This is a genomic window from Streptomyces sp. NPDC037421, assembly GCF_055602105.1.
The window spans coordinates 12,764-32,456 of the sequence record NZ_JBVJWV010000009.1 but is presented as its reverse complement, the minus strand read 5'-3'; the positions used below and the strand labels follow the sequence as shown (position 1 = coordinate 32,456).

14 protein-coding genes are annotated in these 19,693 nt (G+C 71.4%); 4 read left to right on the top strand and 10 right to left on the bottom strand.

The window, feature by feature from the left end:
- The first annotated feature begins 50 nt into the window (after positions 1-50).
- The 3 genes from ACZ7IF_RS15715 (at position 51) to ACZ7IF_RS15705 (ending at position 3,686) form a co-directional block, all read left to right on the top strand.
- Complete coding sequence (locus tag ACZ7IF_RS15715) at positions 51-1,649, top strand: tryptophan halogenase family protein (RefSeq protein ID WP_470970588.1); 1,599 nt, start codon at positions 51-53, stop codon at positions 1,647-1,649.
- Positions 1,650-1,747: 98 nt separating this feature from the next.
- Positions 1,748-2,386, top strand: a complete 639-nt coding sequence (locus ACZ7IF_RS15710) for a flavin reductase family protein (RefSeq protein WP_470970582.1) — start codon at positions 1,748-1,750, stop codon at positions 2,384-2,386.
- A complete protein-coding gene (locus ACZ7IF_RS15705) occupies positions 2,373-3,686 on the top strand; it encodes a cation:proton antiporter (protein ID WP_470970575.1) in 1,314 nt (437 codons plus the stop codon). Before ACZ7IF_RS15710 ends, ACZ7IF_RS15705 begins: the two co-directional genes overlap by 14 nt.
- A gap of 234 nt (positions 3,687-3,920) precedes the next feature.
- On the opposite strand, the gene trpD is transcribed toward ACZ7IF_RS15705, so the two are convergent.
- The 8 genes from trpD to ACZ7IF_RS15665 all read right to left on the bottom strand — a co-directional run bounded on the left by trpD (position 3,921) and on the right by ACZ7IF_RS15665 (position 15,028).
- A complete protein-coding gene (trpD, locus tag ACZ7IF_RS15700; RefSeq protein WP_470971476.1) occupies positions 3,921-4,970 on the bottom strand; it encodes an anthranilate phosphoribosyltransferase in 1,050 nt (349 codons plus the stop codon).
- A gap of 89 nt (positions 4,971-5,059) precedes the next feature.
- Positions 5,060-5,263 carry a hypothetical protein gene (locus ACZ7IF_RS15695; RefSeq protein ID WP_470970568.1) on the bottom strand — a complete coding sequence of 68 codons (204 nt, stop codon included), beginning with the start codon at positions 5,261-5,263 and terminating at the stop codon, positions 5,060-5,062.
- Positions 5,264-5,528: 265 nt separating this feature from the next.
- A complete protein-coding gene (locus ACZ7IF_RS15690) occupies positions 5,529-6,857 on the bottom strand; it encodes a class II 3-deoxy-7-phosphoheptulonate synthase (RefSeq protein ID WP_470970562.1) in 1,329 nt (442 codons plus the stop codon).
- A 26-nt stretch (positions 6,858-6,883) separates the two neighbouring features.
- Entirely contained in the window at positions 6,884-7,480 is a 597-nt protein-coding gene (locus ACZ7IF_RS15685) for an anthranilate synthase component II (RefSeq protein ID WP_470970558.1), read from the bottom strand.
- A complete protein-coding gene (locus ACZ7IF_RS15680; RefSeq protein ID WP_470970551.1) occupies positions 7,477-9,015 on the bottom strand; it encodes an anthranilate synthase component I family protein in 1,539 nt (512 codons plus the stop codon). The genes ACZ7IF_RS15685 and ACZ7IF_RS15680 overlap by 4 nt, the downstream gene beginning before the upstream one ends.
- Positions 9,016-9,110: 95 nt before the next feature.
- Positions 9,111-10,145 (bottom strand): 2,3-diaminopropionate biosynthesis protein SbnB, encoded by a 1,035-nt coding sequence (gene sbnB / locus ACZ7IF_RS15675; protein ID WP_470970543.1) that lies wholly within the window; start codon positions 10,143-10,145, stop codon positions 9,111-9,113.
- 77 nt (positions 10,146-10,222) lie between these two features.
- A complete protein-coding gene (locus tag ACZ7IF_RS15670) occupies positions 10,223-13,189 on the bottom strand; it encodes an AfsR/SARP family transcriptional regulator (protein ID WP_470970536.1) in 2,967 nt (988 codons plus the stop codon).
- A gap of 582 nt (positions 13,190-13,771) precedes the next feature.
- On the bottom strand, positions 13,772-15,028 hold the full coding sequence (locus ACZ7IF_RS15665) for an MFS transporter (protein ID WP_470970529.1): 1,257 nt from the start codon (positions 15,026-15,028) through the stop codon (positions 13,772-13,774).
- Positions 15,029-15,176: 148 nt separating this feature from the next.
- On the opposite strand from ACZ7IF_RS15665, the gene ACZ7IF_RS15660 reads away from it, so the two are divergent.
- Positions 15,177-15,695: a MarR family winged helix-turn-helix transcriptional regulator gene (locus tag ACZ7IF_RS15660; RefSeq protein WP_470970524.1), complete on the top strand. Its 519-nt coding sequence runs from the start codon at positions 15,177-15,179 to the stop codon at positions 15,693-15,695.
- A gap of 339 nt (positions 15,696-16,034) precedes the next feature.
- Here the strand turns inward: ACZ7IF_RS15660 and ACZ7IF_RS15655 are convergent, their stop codons facing one another.
- Together ACZ7IF_RS15655 and ACZ7IF_RS15650 are read right to left on the bottom strand one after the other, a co-directional pair.
- Entirely contained in the window at positions 16,035-17,366 is a 1,332-nt protein-coding gene (locus ACZ7IF_RS15655; protein WP_470970517.1) for a class I SAM-dependent RNA methyltransferase, read from the bottom strand.
- A gap of 100 nt (positions 17,367-17,466) precedes the next feature.
- Positions 17,467-19,521, bottom strand: a complete 2,055-nt coding sequence (locus tag ACZ7IF_RS15650; RefSeq protein WP_470970510.1) for an APC family permease — start codon at positions 19,519-19,521, stop codon at positions 17,467-17,469.
- Positions 19,522-19,693: the final 172 nt, after the last annotated feature.

The window sequence follows — 19,693 nt, the reverse complement described above, 5'->3', positions numbered from 1 at the left end:
TTCCCATCGCACCACGGAACTCCCCAGCAGACGGAAGAGAGAGTCCCCACATGACCGGCACCGACTCGCGCATTCAGAAAGTCGTCATCCTGGGCGGCGGTACCGCCGGCTGGATGACCGCCGCTTATCTCGGGAAGGCCCTCCAGGGCACCGTGGACATCACGGTCCTGGAGGCGCCGGCGATTCCGCGGATCGGTGTCGGCGAGGCCACCGTCCCGAACCTCCACAAGGTCCTCTTCGACTACCTCGGCATCGCCGAGGAGGAGTGGATGCGGGAGTGCAACGCCAGCTTCAAGATGGCGGTGCGGTTCGTGAACTGGAGAACCGGCGGCCAGGGCCAGCCCGACGCGCGTGAGCTGGAGAACGGCGGCCCGGACCACTTCTACCACCCGTTCGGCATCCTGCCCGACAGCGACAACGTCCCGATGTCGCACTACTGGGCCAAGCGGAAGCTGGAGGGCCAGACCGAGGAGCCGTTCGACTACGCGTGCTTCCGCGAGCCCCCGGTGATGGACGCGAAGAAGTCCCCGAAGTGGCTCGACGGCACCCCGTCCACCCGCTACGCCTGGCACTTCGACGCCGCCCTCGTCGCCGACTTCCTGCGCCGCTTCGCCACCGGGAAGCAGGGCGTCAACCACGTCCAGGACGAGATGACGCACGCGGAGAAGGACGAGCGCGGCTTCGTCAAGGCCCTGCACACCAAGGCCGGCCGGGTGCTGGACGCCGACCTGTTCGTGGACTGCTCCGGCTTCCGCGGGCTGCTCATCAACCAGGCCATGGAAGAGCCGTTCATCGACATGAGCGACCACCTGCTGTGCGACAGCGCCGTCGCCACCGCGGTGCCGCACGACGACGAGGCGAACGGCATCGAGCCGTACACCTCCGCCATCGCGATGTCCTCCGGCTGGACCTGGAAGATCCCGATGCTGGGCCGTTTCGGATCCGGCTACGTCTACTCCAGCAGGTTCACGACGAAGGAGGAGGCCACCAAGGAATTCAGCGCCCTGTGGGGCCTGGATCCGGAGACCACGAAGTTCAACCACGTGAAGTTCCGGGTCGGCCGCAACCGCCGCGCCTGGGTGAACAACGTGGTGAGCATCGGCCTCTCCTCCGCGTTCCTGGAGCCGCTGGAATCGACCGGCATCTACTTCATCACCGCGGCCATCTACCAGCTCGCCAAGCACTTCCCGGACCGCGACTTCAACCCGGAGCTGACGACCAGCTTCAACCGCGAGATCGAGGTGATGTTCGACGACACCCGCGACTTCATCCAGGCGCACTTCTACTACGCGCCGCGCAACGACACGCCTTTCTGGCGGGCGAACAAGGAGCTGACCCTCCCGAAGAACATCCAGGAGAAGATCTCCGCCTACAAGGCCGGCCTGGCCATCAATTCGCCGATCGCCGACGAGTCCACGTACTACGGCAACTTCGAGGCCGAATTCCGCAACTTCTGGACGAACGGCAGCTACTACTGCGTCTTCGCCGGCCTCGGCCTGGAGCCGGACGCCCCGCTGCCGATCCTCGCGCACAAGCCCGACTCCGTGGCCGGCGCCGAGGCCCTGTTCGGGAAGGTCAAGCAGGAGCAGGACCACCTCCTCGACACCCTCCCCAGCACGTACGACTACCTGCGCAAGCTGCACGGTTAGTACGCGTCTCCCCCTTCCGGTGCACAGGCCCGGAGCCGGCCCCTCCCTCCGGCTTCCGGGCCCGCGCCGCACCCCTGACCCCAGGAGAGTCCCCACTCATGACAGCCACCTCGCAGCCGTCCCCCTCCGCCCGCGCCGGCCTTGCCGACGGCGCGGCCGAAGCCGACATCAGGCCCCTGATGTCGGCCTTCCCCTCGGGCGTCTCGGTGATCACCACGATCGGTACGGACTCCGAGCCGCGCGGCATGACGTGCAGCTCGCTCGCCAGCGTCGCCCTCTCCCCGCCCACCGTGGTGCTGTGCCTGCGCACCGCGAGCCCGACCGTCCAGGCCGTCCTGGAGACCGGGCACGTGGCGGTCAACCTGCTCCACGAGAACGCCCGCCCCGTCTCGGACCTGTTCGCCTCGGGCGCCCCCGACCGCTTCGAGCACGTCGAGTGGCGGCTGCCGCTGGGCGCCGGCGGCCCGCACCTGGCGGAGGCCTCGCACGCGGTGGCCGACGGGGAGGTCACCCAGGCCGTCGAGTTCGGCGACCACACCGCCGTGTTCGTCCGGATCACCCGGGTCTCGCTGCGCGAGGACGAGGCGCCCCTGCTGTACGGCAAGCGCAGGTACGCCCGCTGGACCGACGCCACGGCCGTCCCCGGCCCACCCGCGGCGGCCCCTCCCCTGCCGGCGATACCCGCCCCGCTCACCGTCCCGCCGGCCCAGGAAGGAGCGGCCCGTGTCCGCCCGTGACCCGCTGCCCGATCTGCTGATCGCCATCCCCGCCGTCATCATCGCGTGCAAGGCCGGCGCGATGCTCTTCCGCCGGCTCGGTCAGCCGCCGGTCGTCGGCGAGATCGCCGTCGGCATCCTGCTGGGCCCCTCGCTGCTCGGCTGGCTCTGGCCCGACGCCCAGACATGGCTGTTCCCCGGGACGGTCCTGCCGTTCACCGGGGCGTTCGGAAACATCGGTCTGCTGGCGTTCATGTTCCTGGTGGGCCTGGAACTCAACCTCTCGGCCCTGCGCGGGCACAGTCGCACGGCCATCGGCGTCAGCCAGGCGAGCATCGCGCTCCCGCTGCTGCTCGGCTCGGGACTGGCCCTGCTGATGTACGACACGATGGCGCCGAAGGGCGTCACCAAGCTCGCCTTCGTCCTGTTCATCGCGGTGTCCATGAGCATCACGGCCTTCCCGGTGCTCGCCCGCATCCTGACCGACCGGGGGCTCTACAACACCCGCATCGGCGCCCTGTCCATGGCCTGCGCGGCGGTGGACGACGTGACCGCCTGGTGCCTGCTGGCCGCCGTCGTCGCCGTCAGCACCAGCAGCTCCCCCATCGAGGCGGCCACGACCGCGGCGCTCGCGGCCCTGTTCCTGGCGTTCATGATCTACGCGATCCGGCCGCTGCTCGCCAAGTGGGCCGTACGGGCCGCCCGCACGGTGGACTCCGTCGTGCTGGTGGTGCTCTTCAGCGGGCTGTGCCTGTCGGCCTTCACCACCGACAAGATCGGCGTGCACGCCCTGTTCGGCGCCTTCGTCTTCGGGGTGATCACCCCGCGCGGCTCCCGGGTGATCGAGCTGTGCGCGGCCCGGCTGCGGGCCTTCACCATCCCGATCCTGCTGCCCCTGTTCTTCGTCAACACCGGCCTCAAGACCGACGTGGGGCTGATCGCCGCCGATCCGGTGATGTGGCTGTGGGCCGCGGCCGTCATGGCCGTCGCCTTCCTCGGCAAGTGGGGCGGCAGCACCGCGGCGGCCCGGGCCACCGGCCAGTCCTGGCGGGACGCCATGTCGATCGGGGCGCTGATGAACTGCCGCGGCCTGACCGAGCTGGTGGTGCTGAACCTGGGGCTGGAGCTGGGGGTGATCGGGCCCGAGCTGTTCACGATGCTCGTCCTGATGGCCCTGTTCACCACCGCGGTCACCTCGCCGGCCCTGTCCTGGATCCGCAAGGGCGTACCCCCGGGCGCGGAGGCCGACGACGTGGCCGAGGGGCCGCTGGTCCACGAGCCGGTACGGCTGCCGGCGAAGGCCGCCGCCCTGTCGCCCTGACCCCGGGCCCCTGACCGCCGCCGGTGGGGGGGGGGGGGGGGGGGGGCGGGGGGGGGGGGGGGGAGCAACTGCGTGGTCTGCTGGCTTTTTTGTTTGGTCGTTTCCCCCCCCCTCCAGCCCCCCCCCCCCCCCCCCCCCCCCCCCCCCCCCCCCCCTCTTCCCCCCCCCCCCCCCCCCCCCCCCCCCCCCCCCCCCCCCCCGCGGCGTGTCCGCGTTCCGTACGGTGCGTACCGCTCACCGCCCCGCGGCGGCGAGCGGCGCTCCTGCATGTCCGGAGGCCGCCCGCGCCCAGCGCTCCAGGACCGCCTCCGCGGCCCCCGAGTCCAGGGAGGCCGCAGCCGCGGCGACCCCCTCGCGCAGCCGCTCGGTGACCGTGCGGCCCCGGGACGGCTCGGCGGCGGCCAGCGCGGCGCCCGCCGAGAGCAGCACCGCGTCACGTACCGGGCCCCGCTCCCCGCCGGCGAACAGCCGCCGGGCCACCTCCGCGTTGTGCGCGGCGTCCCCGCCGCGCAGCGCGTCCACCGGGGCGGGCGCGATGCCCGCGTCGCGGGGGTCGAAGGATTCCTCCCGGACCCTTCCCCCTTCGACGCTGAGCACGGTCGAGGTGGTGCCGACGCTGAGCTCGTCGAGGCCGTCGTCCCCGCGGAACACCAGGGCGGTGCCGCCCCGGCGGGCCAGTACCCCGGCGATCAGCGGGAGCAGCCGCGCGTCCGCCACGCCGACCGCCTGGGCGGTCGGACGGGCCGGGTTGGTCAGCGGCCCGAGCGCGTTGAAGACGGTCGGGATCCCCAGTTGCTTGCGGACCGCGGCGGCGTGCCGCATGGACGGGTGGAAGTCCGGGGCGAAGCAGAAGGTGATCCCCGCCTCGTCCACGAGGGCGGCCACCCTCGCCGGCTCCAGGCGCAGCCGCACGCCCAGGGCCTCCAGCACGTCCGCGGAGCCCGAGGCCGAACTCGACGCCCGGTTGCCGTGCTTGACGACCCGGGCGCCGGCGCCGGCCGCGACGATCGCGGACATGGTCGAGATGTTGACGGTACGGGCCCCGTCGCCGCCCGTGCCGACCACGTCGACCGTGGCTCCGGGGACGTCGAGGGGGACCGCGTGGTGGAGCATGGCCCGTACCAGGCCCTCCAGTTCACCGACCGTCTCCCCCTTGCCGCGCAGGGCGACCAGGAAGCCGGCGAGCTGGGCGTCGGTGGTCTCGCCGCTCATCACCCGGTCCATGGCCCATGCCGTGTCGGCGGCGGCCAGGTCACGGCCGGCGAGGACGGACTGGAGCAACATGGGCCAGGCCCGTGCCCCCGGGCCCGGTTCCGCTCTGTCGGTGATCACGTGAATCTCCCTCGGTGAGGTGTGGGTTCAAGCCCCGCCGCTCAGCCCCACTCTTCGCCGTCCTTGGTGGGCGACGGGGTCGGGGTGGCGGTCGCCGGAGCGTGCTGGGTGGTGTCGTCCGCGGAGACACGGTTCGTGCCCGCCGCCGCTCCCTCTTCCGCGATCTGCACCCCGCCGGCGATGGCCATCGCCGCGATGACCGCGATGGTGGTGCGCTTGACCTGGGTGCGCCACGTGCTCTGCATCTCTGTTCTTCTCCCCGTTGAGTGCCGCTTGAGCTTTGCTTTGTTCCGGTGAGAAGAACACTAGGAAGGAGCGGCTTCGAGCTGATATCGCTCCGCCTTCCGGGGGCGCACAATTTCGATAAGGACGATATATTTGCAGGTCAGGAGGGGTCCACAGGGTGATAAGAAGCCAACGGAACCCCTCTTGACCGCCGCTCGCGGACCGCTTGAGAGATCATCGGGACGTCCTCGGGGGGCGCCCGGCGATAACGGCGATAAGCGGATTTCAGCGTTCCCGGTACATCTCCGCGACCAGGAATGCGAGATCCAGGGACTGGGTGCGGTTGAGGCGCGGGTCGCACGTGGACTCGTAGCGTTCGCTCAGCCCGTCCAGGCTCACTTCCTCACCGCCGCCCACGCATTCCGTGACGTCGCCCCCGGTGAATTCCAGGTGCACGCCCCCGGGATGCGTCCCGAGCTCGCGGTGGACCTCGAAGAAGCCCTTCACCTCGTCGACGATGTCGTCGAAGCGCCGGGTCTTGAGGCCCGAGGGCGCCTCGAAGGTGTTGCCGTGCATGGGATCGCTCACCCAGGCCACCGGCGCGCCCTCCGCGGCCGTCTTCTCCACCAGCTCGGGCAGCCGGTCGCGCACCTGCCCCGCGCCCATCCGGACGACGAAGGTCAGCCGGCCCGGCTCGCGTTCGGGGTCGAGCCGGTCGATCAGCCGCAGCACGGTGTCCGAGTCGGTGGTGGGCCCGAGTTTGACCGCGACCGGGTTGGCGATCCGCGAGAAGAACTCCACGTGCGCGCCGTCCAGGTCGCGGGTGCGCTCCCCGATCCAGAGCATGTGCCCGCTGGTCGCGTAGCGCCGGCCGGTCGCCGGGTCCTCGCGGACCAGCGGTTCCTCGTACTCCAGGAGCAGGCCCTCGTGGCTGACGTAGAACTCCACGGCGTGCTGGATGCGTTCGTCGGCCCCGCAGGCCCGCATGAAGTTGAGGGCCTGGTCGATCTGGGTGGCGAGCGCCGCGTAGCGCTCCCCGACGGGCGAGCGGGCCACGAAGTCCTGGTTCCAGGCGTGCGCCTGGCGCAGGTCGGCGTAGCCGCCGGTGGTGAAGGCCCGTACGAGGTTCAGCGTGCCGGAGGCCGCCTGGTGCATCCGCAGCAGCCGGTCCGGATCGGGGGTGCGCTCGGCCGCCTCGAAGGGGAAGCCGTTGACGGCGTCGCCCCGGTAGGCCGGCAGGGTCAGCCCGCCGCGGGTCTCGGTGGGCTTGGAGCGGGGTTTGGCGTACTGGCCCGCCATCCGGCCGATCTTGACGACCGGCACGGAGGCGGCGTACTGGAGGACGAGCGCCATCTGCAGCAGGGTCTGCACCTTGCGGCGTACCGAGTCCTCGCGGACGTCCGCGAAGGTCTCGGCGCAGTCCCCGCCCTGGAGCAGGAAGGCATCGCCGCGGGCGACGGCGCCGAGCCGGTACTTGAGCTGCTCGCACTCGGCGGCGACCACGAGCGGGACGGTGTCGCGCAGTCGTGCCCGCACCTCCTCCAGGGCGGCGGGGTCGGACCATTCGGGCTGTTGTGCTGCGGGCCGGGCCCGCCAGGAATCCACGTGCTCCACGAAATCGCTCCTTCGATGCTCCTCCGTCACCCGGCGAGGGTGCCGGCCGGCCGGGTCCGTGCGGTGGTGAGGAAGTTCCGCAGCAGCGGCATGCCGCCGACGGTGGTGATGGACTCGGGGTGGAACTGCACCCCTTCGACCGCGAGGGTGCGGTGGCGCAGGCCCATCACGTAGCCGTCGTCGACGGCGTGCGCGGTGGCGAGCAGCTCCTGCGGCAGGGGTTCGGCGACGATGAGGGAGTGGTAGCGGGTCGCGGTCATGGTCTCGCCGAGCCCGGCGAAGACCCCGGCTCCGTCGTGGGAGACCTCGCTGGTCTTGCCGTGCTTGAGCCGGTCGGCGACCTGTACGCGGCCCCCGTAGGCCAGGCCGATGGCCTGGTGGCCCAGGCAGATGCCCAGCAGGGGGACCCGTCCTGCGAACCGGTGCACCAGCTCGACGTGGCCCGACTCCGCGGGGTGGCCCGGTCCGGGGCCCAGGACCACGGCGTCCGGCAGTCGCGCAGCGAGCTCGTCGGGGCTCTCGGTGCGGGAGCGGACGACCTCGGTGTCGGCGCCGAGGGTGCGCAGGTACTGGTCGATGATGTGGGTGAAGCTGTCGTAGGCGTCGACGAGCAGGACCTTCACGGGAGCAGCTCCTCACCGGTGAGCGCCCAGTAGGCCGCCCCCATCTTGTGCAGGGTCTCGCGCCACTCGGCGGCGGGCGAGGAATCGGCGACGATGCCGGCGCAGCTCTGGGTGGAGTAGGCCGTTCCGTCGTGGGTGACCGTGCGGATGCACAGGGCGAGGCGGGACCAGCCGCGCACGTCGACCAGGCCCACGGCGCCGGCGTACATGTCGCGGGGTTCGCACTCCAGTTCGGAGATGATCTCCATGGCGCGGATCTTGGGGGCGCCGGTGACCGTCCCGGCGGGGAAGGTCGCGGCCAGCGAGGACCAGGTGTCCTCTCCGGGGGCGAGGCTGCCCTCGACGGTGGAGACCAGGTGGAAGACGTGGCTGAAGGTCTCGACCGTCATCAGCTGGGGGGCGTCGAGGGTGGTGGGCAGGCAGACCCGGCCGATGTCGTTGCGGCACAGGTCGACCAGCATCACGTGCTCGGCCTGCTCCTTCTCGCTGGCGAGCAGGGCCTCGACGCGCGGGCCGTCCACGGCGGGGTCGCCGCTGCGGGGGGCGGTGCCGGCGATGGGGCGCATCACGATGCGGTCGCCCTCGGTGCGGAAGAGCACCTCGGGGCTGGCGCCGATCAGCGTGGAGCCGTCGCGCGGGACGAGGTACATGTACGGGGACGGGTTGCGGCGGCGCAGCCGCCGGTAGACGTCGAGCGGGGTGAGGTCGGTGTCGACCTCGATGCGGTGGCCGATCTGGATCTGGTAGATGTCGCCGACGCCGATGTGCCGCAGGCAGCGCTCCACGTTCGCGCGGAAGGCCTCCTCGTCGGTGCTGTCGCGGACGGCGCGGGGGGCGGGGGCGGCCGGGACGCGGCCGGCGGGCTCGGTCATCCCGGCGGTCAGCCGCTCCACGATGCCGGCCAGGTCGGTACGGGCGGCCGGGCCGCCGTCGGCGCCGAAGGCCTCGCTGCGGGCCGCCAGCCGGACGGCCGTGCCGGCGTCCAGGTCGTACCAGACGGTGTCCTGGAACAGGGTCAGGACCAGGTCGGGAGCACCTTCGTCGGTGTGCTCCCGGACGGGCAGCTCCTCCATGTACCAGGCGGCGCCGTAGCCGATGGTGGCCAGGAAGCCGAAGGCGTAGTCGGGGCGGGCGCTGTCCACGTCGAAGCGGGCCTGGACGGCCCGCAGCACGTCCCAGACCTGCCCGGGGCGTTCGAAGATCCGGTCGCCCTCGGGGCCGGCGGCCAGCCCCAGCCCGTCGGCCACCCGGGACAGCTCGGCCAGCACGGGCGCCACGCCGGCGGCGGAGATCCGCCCGGCGCGGATGCGCAGCTCGGCGAGGCGGCCGAAGCCGACGACGGCGGAGTTCCCGTCGAACTCGGGGCTCTCCAGGGACTCCAGGAGGAACACGTCCTCGCCGAACCGCGCCCGCAGGGCCTCGTACAGCTCGATCGGGGGGTGCGGGTCGAGGACGGTCTCCTCGATCCTGACGGGGAGGGGGCGCCGGCCGTGTGCGGCCGGCGCCCGAGTGGCGGTGTCGAGCAGTGTGGTCACTGAATCACTTTCCTCGGATGGCTCGGGGCCGTTCGAAGCGGCCGGTCCGCGCCGGGCGGACGGCGCGTGAGGGGGGGTGTGCGCGGGGGCGGGTCTCAGCCGTAGCGGCGCATCTCGTGGAAGAAGCCCTCGACGACCGCGAGGTCGCCGCGCTCGCGCAGGGTGTCGTAGACGTGCCGGCCGACCGCGAGGTCGAGGACGCCCAGGCCGAAGGGCGAGAAGAAGACGGGCTTGTCCTCGGGCACGGGCAGCCGGCCGGAGAGCACGTCGTACAGGGTCCCGTCGACGAAGTCGCGGCTGCCGGTGAGCTGTTCGGCCAGGTGGGGGGAGGTGTCGGCCTTCAGGCAGTGCTCGACGTCGTCGACGACGTTGAAGCCGGAGAGGATCACCTCGGGCGACAGGTCGCGCAGCGAGACGTGCAGCACCAGCGGGTTGTGGCCGAACCAGTCGGGCTCGGTGACGTGCGGGGTGCCGGCGACGGTCGCGAAGACGACCAGGTCACTGCTGCGGATCAGCTTCTCGGCGCTGCCGTGGACGGTGACCGGGCCCTGCTCCCCGGAGCGGGTGAGGTAGTCGGCGAAGCCGCCCGCGTGCTCGGCGGACAGGTCGTGCACGCCGATCTCGTCGAACTCCCAGCCCGTGCCCGCCAGGTACTGGTGGATGAAGCGGGCGATCAGGCCGACGCCGAAGAAGCCGATCCGGCGCGGCCGGCGGCCCGCCGGGCTGAGCCGGTCGGCCGCCAGCGCGGCGGAGGCGGCGGTGCGGGCCGCGCTGATGATCGAGGATTCCAGGCAGGCGAGCGGATATCCGGTCTCGGGGTCGTTGAGGATCAGGACGGCGGAGGCACGCGGAATCCCGGCCGCCACGTTTTCGGGGAAGCTGGAAATCCACTTCACTCCGTCGACCGGGGCCGCTCCCCCGATCGAGGCCGGCAGCGCGATGATCCGCGACGTCGGACGGTCGGGAAAACGCAGGAAATAGGACGGCGGATTCACCGTCCCGCCCTCGCCGTGCACCCGATAGGCGGATTCGATCAATCCGACCACATCGGGCGCACGGCCGTCCAGGACTTCGTTCACCTGGGCGCCGGGGATCACGGCGAAAGAGGGCGCGCCGGTCGTACGTGACATCGCAGACTCCACAGCTTGGCAGTTTTCTCGTCTGCGATGACGCTAGGGAGCCGCTTTATCGCCGGGTTATTGACCGGTTACGTGCGCTGTCCGGATGCCTCCCCCAGTCGTCGCAACGCGGCCGCGGCCTTCTCCTCCCAGGGCGGGGAACCGATGCGCCGGAAGACGGCGAGCGACTCGACGATGTGCGCCCTGCCCGCCTCGCCGTCGCCGCGGGCACCGCACGCCTGCCCCAGCGCGAGCCTGATCTGGCCTTCGATCATCGGGCTCCGGGTGCGCCGGGCCACCTCCAGGGCTTCCAGGAAGGTCCGCTCGGCCGCCGTCGCGGCACCGGCCTGCAGCCGGGTCTCCGCGAGGCCCAGCAACGCGTGGGCGAGGCCGAGGAGGTCGGATATCTCCTTGACGATCTCCACGACCCTGCTGAACCCGCGCTCGGCCTCGTCCAGCTGCCCCAGCGCCAGATGGGCGCCGGCCAGCCGGTGCACGGCCAGCGCCATGCTGCGCCGTTTGCCCCCGATGCTCTCGCTCACGCGCACGGCCTCCCGGCCGAGCTCCACCGCGGCCTCCGGCTGCCCCTGGTCAAGGGCGAACTGGGCCATGTTCTGGAGTGCGTACGCTTCGGAGGAACGCTTGCCCGCGGCCCGGAACACCGGAAGGGCTTCCCGCAGCCGTGCCATTCCCCGGTCGTACTCTCCCCGGATCCGGTCGATGAACGCGAGGTCGCTCAGGACCAGTGCCCGTCCGAGGGAGTCCTCCGCTTCCGTGTAGAGCGCAAGGGCGGCCTCCCCCCGGGCGGTCGACTCGGTGAGCCTGCGCAGCCGTACGTCGATCACGCCCAGCTGCTGTTCCATCGCCGCCTGGCCCCGCAGGTTGCCCGCTCCGCGCGCCGCGTCAAGGGCGTACTCGCTGCACCGGCGCCAGTCCTCCACGTAGTTGCGCGTCTCGAAGAGCACCTCCATGGACATGACCAGACCCCAGGTCAGCTCGTCCATGCCCATCCGGGCCGACTGCTCCACGACGGCGACCAGCGAGAGCCGTTCGGCCTCGAACCACTCCAACGGGGTGGCCAGGAGCTCGTCCAGCAGGAAGGGGTCGATCTCCCTGCGCGGCACGTCACCGTGGACGGTGTCGTGGTCACCGCCGTTCTCGCGCCGGTGCGCCTGCTCGGCGATGGTCAGGCAGGTCCGGAACACACGGTCGCAGGCCGCCAGCCGCTCCTCCTCGCTCTCCTCCTCCCGGGCCAGCTCCTCCGCGTACAGCCGCATCAGGTTCTGGAAGCGGTAGCGCAGCTGTCCGGTCGCGTCCACGCCGACGACCTCCAGGAACTGCGCGTCCACCAGGTGCTCTATCAGCCGCTCCGCGTCCATGACGTCCCCGTCCAGCAGCGCGGCACCCACCCACGTGGTGAAGTCGGGTACGCCGAGCAGCCCGAGGAGCCGGTAGAGCCGGGCCGCGTCCTTGTGCAGGTAGCGGTAGCTCAGCTCGAAGCTGGCCCGGACCTGGGACTCGCCCTGGCTGAGCTCGTCCAGCCGGCGCCGCCCGTCGTTGAGCCGGGTCACCAGGTGGCGCACCGTCCAGTGCGGCTTCGACGCCAGCCGGGCCGCCGCGATGCGCAGCGCCAGGGGCAGCCGGTCGCACAGCTCGGCCAAGCGGGCCGAGTCCTCGGGGGCGGCCTGGATCCGGGCCTCGCCGACGATCCGGCCGAGCAGCTCGACCGAGTCGGCCTCGGGGAGCACGCCCAGGTGCACCCGGGCCCGCTGCGGCCAGGTCACCAGCTGCTCCAGCTGCTCCCGGCTGGTGACGAGCACGGTGCAGCCGCCGCTGCCCGGCAGCAGGGGCCGGATCTGCGCGAAGGTGCGTACGTTGTCCAGCACGATCAGCACCCGGCGCTCCGCGAGCACGCTGCGGTACAGCGCGATGCGGTCCTCCAGGCCGTTGGGCACGTCGTCGCTGTCCACGCCGAGCGAGCGCAGGAAGCGGCTGAGTATGTCCCCGGCGGTGGTCGGGGCGTGGTGCTCGTCATAGCCGCGCAGGTCCGCGAAGAGCCGCCCGTCGGGGTACTGTTCGGTAACACGGTGCGCCCAGCGCACCGCGAGGCCGGTCTTGCCCACCCCCGCGACGCCGGTGATCAGCCCGACGGTGGATGCCCGGCCGCCCTCTCCCTGGCCGTCCACCAGGGTGTCGAGGGCAGCGAGTTCCGCACCGCGTCCAGCGAACCCGGGTACGTCGGGCGGCAGTTCCGAGGGCACGACGCGCCCGCGCGCCGCTAAGGCGTCCGCGGCGCCGTCCGCACCGTCCACCGGGCCGGCCGGCGGCTCGTAGGCCAGGGACGGGTCGTCCCGCAGGATCGCGTCGTGCAGCTCCTGGAGTTCGGGGCCGGGGTCCATGCCGAGTTCGTCGATGAACTGCCGCCGCGCCTCCCGGAAGCTCTCCATCGCCTCGGCCCGCCGCCCGGAGCGGTACTGGGCGAGGATCAGGTGGTACCGGGTGCGCTCGCGGAGCGGGTGTTCCCGTACGGCGGCGGCCAGTTCGGGCAGCAGCAGCTGGTGCCGGCCCAGCTCCAGCTGCACGCTCGTCAGCGCCTCGTAGGCGTTGATGCGGACCTCTTCCCAACGGGCCGCCTCGTCCTCGACGAGCTGCCCGCCGACCCCGGCGAGCGCGGGCCCGCGCCAGAGCGCGAGCGCCTCGGCGTAACAGCGCGCCGCGTCCGCGGGGCGGTGCGTACGAACGGCCTCCTCGGCCTCGGTGACGAGCCCGCTGAACGCGACGGTGTCGAGCACGTGCCCGTCGGGGCGCAGCAGGTAGCCGGGGTGCGCGGTGGCGATGACCTCCTCGGCCACTCCCTCGCTCTTGATGGCCTTGCGCAGGGCCGCGATGACGATGGCGACCTGGGTGCGCGCGGTGGCTGGCGGGCGACCGTTCCAGACCACGTCCACGAGGGTGTCAACCGGAACGATTCGCCCCGGACTCAGGAGCAGAAGGGCCAGAATCGTGCGTTGCCGGGCACCCCCGACCTGAACGGCCCGTTCCCCTACGGTCACCATGAGTGGTCCGAGAATTCCGAATCTGAGTGGCTCGCCCAACTGTGTCTCCCCCCGTCGCCACCGGGCCCGGCAGCGCGATCACCCTACCTGTCTGCCGCTGACAGAAAAGAGTCGAGACCCAAGCTTTGCGGCTGGTGAGGCACCATGACCGAAAGCTGATCGATCATCTCGTGAATGGCTGGAATCGATCGGAACACTACCGGCGGGCGAGCGGATGCCACGAGGTCTACATCCAGCCAAACCCAGGGAACGGGAGGGTCCCGTTCACGCCTCCGCACGGCCACCCCGACGCCACCCACCGGCCGCTTCCGAGCTGGCCGGACCCCCGCACCGCCACGACGGAACCGCTCCCGATCCCGTCAAGCTCGAAGTGGCGCTCTTCGCACCCCTCCAACCGCCGACACCGCACACCGGCGCCCCCCGCGCCCCCGGACTTCACACGGCCGACACGCACCACCCGCCCCCCGCCGTCCGGTACCGGCCACCCGAGCCCGCCACCCCCTCCCCCGCGCACCCGATCCGGCCGCCGCCGGGCGTATCGGTGGCGGACGGCGCCCTGACGTGCGGTCCGGGCACCCGTAGTCATACGGACCTCCTGGGAGACGGCGGCGGAGGGGCCTGGCTGCTGCTGACCGCGTGCGCCGGCAGCGACCGCTCGGCGTACAGGAGGATCGCCGCGCCGGTCAGGACCATCAGAGCGAGAACCGTCCACAGTTGCCACTGCCCGGCGTCGAGCAGGAATCCCAGCAGCACGGGCGCGACGGTGCGACAGACCGACCAGGACAGCTGATAGACCGACAGGTACCGTCCCCGCAGGTGATCGGGGGCCGCCTGGACCGACAGGCCCTGCGAGGGTGCGGAGTGCACGAGTTCGCCGGCGGTGTAGAGCACCGCGACCGCCAGGACGGCGCCGATGGCGTCCGGGCCGCTGACGAACCGGGGAAGGACGGCGAAGGCGGCGAAGGAGAGCGCGAAGGTCGCCGCGCCGAGCGCGGCCGCGCGGGGACGTCTGCCGCGCAAGGTCAGGCGGGCGGCGGGGACGCCGAGCGCGGCGACCAGAGCGGTGTTGACCGCGAACACGGCCCCCGCCAGGGCGTCGGGCATGCCGACATCGCGCGTGAGGAAGACCGGCAGGGCCATGGCCTGGGTGGTGTAGCCGAAGGCGATCAGGAAATTGGCGACGGTGATGAGCAGGTAGGGCCGGTCGGCGAGCACCTGCCGGTACCCGTCCCGCGTCCCCTCCGGCCGCTCCACGTCGCTGCGGGCCTTCGGGAGCCGGGCGACCAGTACCGCGGCGACGGCGAAGACCGCGGCCAGGACCTCGGCGGCGGCGATGAAACCGGCGCTGCCGTCCAGCACCAGCATGCCCGCCGCCGCCAGGCTGCCGCACCCCATCCCGGCGTTGCGCAGGCTGCGGTCCCACGCCAGTAGCCGGTCGCGCTCGGCGCCTTCGGCGATCTCACCGATGAGAGCCTGCTGGCTGGGCGACGAGGCCCACATCCCCACCGCGACCACCAGGCCGATCGCCAGGAATGCGGGGAAGGAGCCGACGAACGGGTAGGCGGCGAACCCGATCGCGCGCAGCGCGAGTACGCCGATGAGCACCCGTCGGCCGCCGAACCGGTCGATGAGGATGCCCACGGCCGGCATGAACGCCAACGCGCAGAGCCCGGCAACCGTGAGTCCCGCGCCGATCGAGGTCAGAGACAGGCCGGTGAGCGAGTGGATGAACAGCATCGTCAGCGGCACGTAAATACCGTCGCCGATCGAGCTGACCAGGCTCGCGGCGATGAGGCGGCGGCGGGTGCGGACGCCGGGTTCAGCGGAAGTCGAGCGCACCGCGTCCCCCCTTCGGCTCGGCGACCGTCTCCTCGCCTTCGGACACGGAGGCGAGGACGGGGCCCCAACGAGAGGCGACCCGGACGAAGGGGCAGGTGGGGCGGCTTGAGGCGCAACTATATCTTCCATGGAAGATAAATTATCATCCGTGGAAGATACAGTGGAAGCCATGCAGCCCGACTCCATCGCCGCCATCGTCGAACAGTGGAAGCGCGAGAGGCCCGATCTCGACGCGACACCGATGCTCGTCATCGGCCGGCTCTTCCGGCTCACCGACGTACTCGACCAACGGCTGCGCCCGCCCTTCGGCGCCGCAAATCTGGGAAACGGCGACTTCGACGTGCTCGCGGCGCTTCGGCGTTCAGGACCGCCCTACGCCCTGTCCGCAGGCGCGCTCAGCCGCACCGTCCTCGTCACCACCGGCGCGATCACCAAGCGGGTCGACCGACTCGAAGCCCGTGGCCTGGTCAGCAGATCCGTCGCCGAGACCGACTCGCGCGGACGTCTCATCACCCTCACAGCAGAGGGCGTCGCACTGACCGACGAGCTCATCGCCGTCCACCTGGACAACCAGCGTCAGCTCCTCGCCGGACTCAGCGGGGACGATCGAACCGAGCTCGCCCGCCTGCTCGAACGACTCGCCTCGACACTGGCCGCGGACGACTGACCACCCGTGGCACTCCGCCTCGCCCTCGTCCGGGCTGAGCGGGCCGGGACGTTTCGGGATCCGGGCGTCCGCCCGCTGGAAGGTGCGCCGGCCCACGATCCGGCGGGAGAACCCGCCACGGACCGCGGCCGCCCCCCACAGCCCCTCGCCGGCGGCGACCCCCAACCCGGTTGGGGGCGGCGGTGGAGTCGCGCCGGACCGGTTCCGCAGCCTGCTCGGCATCCCGGTCCGGCGGGTGAAACCGCGCGGCCGGCGCGGGCTGACGCCCTGAAGGCCGGCCCGCCCCCGTCAGAGGCCCGACTTTCGTCCGGCGCTGGCCCCTTCGCGGGAACTCGCAGGTCAGGCGTCCTCGCGCACCGGCTCCAGGATCGCCACGCACTCCACGTGGTGGGTCATCGGGAAGAGGTCGAACACGCGCAGCGTGCGGACCTTGTAGCCGGCGTCCTTGAAGTAGCCGAGGTCGCGGGCCAGGGCCGCCGGGTCGCAGGCGACGTAGGCGATGCGGCGGGCCGAGAGGCTCGCGATGTGGCGGACCGTCTGCTTGCCGGCGCCCGCGCGGGGCGGGTCCAGGACGACCAGGTCGCACTCGGTGATGCCGGTGCGCGGGAGGGCGGTGTCGACCTTGCCCTGTTCGATGCGGACCCGGGGGAAGTCCGCCAGGTTGTGGCGGGCGTCCTCCACCGCGCGCTTGCCCGACTCGATGCCGAGGACCGCGCCGGTCTCGCCGAGGCGCTCCGCGAGCGCGCCCGCGAAGATGCCGACGCCGCAGTAGAGGTCGAGGGCCATCTCGCCCTTGCGCGGCATCAGGCCCTGCATGACGGCCTTGATCAGGGTGTCGGCGGCCTGCGGGTGGACCTGCCAGAAGCCGCCCATGCCGACGCGGTACGTACGGCCGTCCGCCCGCTCGCGGACGAAGGGGCGGCCGTGGACGCGGTGCGTCGAGCCGTCCTTCTCCTCGACCCGGAGCACCGAGACCGGCTTGTCGAGCTCCACCAGGGGGAGGCGGCCGCCGGGGCGGGGGGTGAGGACGACCTGGCGGTCGCCGGAGCCGGAGGCGGCGATCGCCTCGACCGTCTCCATCTGGGGCCAGTCCTGCTTCTCGATGCCGAGTTCCGAGACGCCCGGGGCGGCGATCATGCAGTGGTCGACGGGCTCGATGTCGTGCGAGCGGTGCTTGCGCAGGCCGGCCCGGCCCGTCTCGTCGATCGCGTACTGGACGCGGGTGCGCCACTGCGGGACCTGCCCGGCCGGCAGCTTGTCGCCCTCGGCCGGCATGACGGTGCCGTCCCAGCCGGCCTCCTCCGGGGTGAGCCCGGCGAGCCTCTTGAGCTGCTCGGTGACGACCTCGCCCTTGAGCCGGCGCTGCGCGCCCGGCTTGGCGTGCTGCCAGTCGCAGCCGCCGCACTTGCCGGGGCCGGCGTACGGGCAGGGGGCCTCGACGCGGTCCTTGGAGGGGGTGAGGACGGTGATGGCGTCGGCTCGCAGGAAACGGGAGTCCGCTTCGCCCTCCGTCACGCGCGCGATGATCTTCTCGCCCGGCAGCGTGTGGCGGACGAACAGGACGCGGCCGTCCGAGGTGCGCGCGATGCAGTGGCCGCCGTGCGCGACGGGGCCGACCTCGACCTCGTACTCCTCCCCGACCAGTGACTGCTTCTCGTTCTGCTCGGTCATGGTGAGGGGGCTCCAAGGATCAAGGAAATGAAGAATGGCCGGAGGACCGACCCACCAGTTTACGTGGATCTCCTCCGGCCGTTCGCCATCGGCTCCGCGGCTACTTCGCCGCCGGGTCCTTCTGACGCGGCCTCGGCGTGTCGACGGGGCCGCGGCGCACCGCGCCCGGAGCGTTCCACTCCTGGCGCTTCTTCGCCCGCCGCTTGGCGAGCTCCGAGGACTCCAGCTGGTAGGGCACCGAGGTGACCATCACGCCGGGCGTGAACAGCAGCCGCCCCTTGAGGCGCAGCGCGCTCTGGTTGTGCAGGAGGTGCTCGTACCAGCGTCCGACGACGTACTCGGGGATGTAGACGCTGACCGCGTCGCGCGGGTTCTCGCTGCGCAGCCCCTTCACGTACTCGACCACCGGCCGGGTGATCTCGCGGTAGGGCGAGTCGAGGATCTTCAGCGGGACGTTGATCCCGCGCCGCTCCCACTCGGCCCGCAGCGCCTTGGTCTCGGCCTGGTCGACGCTGATGCTGAGCGCCTCCAGGGTGTCCGAGCGGGTCAGCTTGGCGAAGGCCAGGGCGCGCAGGGTCGGCTTGTGGACCTTGGAGACCAGGACGATCGAGTGGACCCGGGAGGGGCGCACGCTGTCGTCGCTGGGGCCCTCGTCGGCGGCGATCTCGTGGGCGACCCGGTCGTAGTGCTTCCGGATCGCGGTCATGGTGCCGTAGAAGATCAGCATGCCCAGCAGGGCGACCCAGGCGCCGTGGGTGAACTTGGTGGCGAGGACGACGACCAGCACCATGCCGGTGAAGAAGGCGCCGAAGGTGTTGATCGCCCGCGAGCGGATCATCCGGCGGCGGGCGGACTGGTCGCGCTCGGTCTTCAGGTGGCGGTTCCAGTGCCGGACCATGCCGATCTGGCTCAGCGTGAAGGAGACGAACACTCCGACGATGTAGAGCTGGATCAGCTTCGTGGAGTCGGCGTCGTAGATCCACACCAGCAGTATCGCGGCGCCCGCGAGGAGCACGATGCCGTTGGAGAACGCGAGCCGGTCGCCGCGGGTGTGCAGCTGGCGCGGCAGGTAGCGGTCCTGGGCGAGGATCGAGCCGAGCAGCGGGAAGCCGTTGTAGGCGGTGTTCGCGGCGAGGAACAGGACGAGCGCGGTGGCGGTCGCCAGCACGATGAACAGGAAGCTGCCGCTGCCGAAGACGGCCTCGGCGACCTGGGAGATCACCGGGTGCTGGACGAACCCGTCGCCGACGGGGACGCCGTTCTCCAGCAGGTTGGTGGAGGGTGCCTCGGCCATCTTCACGTCCGTGGCCATGGCCAGGCCGATGATCCCGCAGAACATGGTGACGGCCAGGCCGCCCATGAGGGCGAGGGTGGTGGCGGCGTTCTTGCTCTTGGGCTTGCGGAAGGCCGGTACGCCGTTGCTGATCGCCTCGACGCCGGTCAGGGCGGCACAGCCGGAGGAGAAGGCGCGCAGCAGCAGGAAGACCAGCGCGAAGCCGGCCAGCCCCTGGTGCTCGGCCTTGATCTCCAGGTCGGCGGTCGGGGCCTCCATCGTGTCGCCCATCACGAGGCCGCGCCAGGCGCCCCACGCGATCATCACGAACACGGCGCCGACGAACACGTACGTCGGGATGGCGAAGAGCTTTCCGGATTCCTTCACTCCGCGCAGATTCATCAGCGTGAGCAGCAGAATCATGACGATCGCCGAGAGCACCTTGTGCTCGATGACGAAATCGACGGCGGAGCCGAGATTCTCGACACCGGAGGAAATGGAGACGGCGACGGTCAGGACGTAGTCGACGAGCAGGGCGCTCGCCACGGTGAGGCCTGCCTTGGGTCCCAGGTTGGTGTTGGCCACCTCGTAGTCGCCGCCGCCGCTGGGGTAGGCGTGGACGTTCTGCCGGTAGGAGGCGACCACGGTGAACATCAGCACGACGACCGCGACCGCGATCCAGGGGCTGAAGTGGTACGCCGACACACCCGCGATGGACAGGACCAGCAGTACCTCACCGGGGGCATATGCCACCGAGGAGAGTGGGTCGGATGCGAACACAGGAAGGGCGATCCGCTTGGGGAGGAGCGTTTCCCCGAGGCGGTCGCTGCGCAGCGCCCGGCCGATCAGGATCCGTTTGGGCACGTCGGTCAGTTTGGACACGCAGAGGATCGTAAGCGTTCGAAATGTGGCTGACGAACCCCCTACCCCTGATCCGCACCAATGCGCCCCCAATGAAGCACCTGTCGGACCCCAAACAGTCACACTGGTGACCGCCCGTGTGTAGCTTGGGCCATGGTCTGAGACCCTGATTAGCCAGAGCATGCAATGAGGC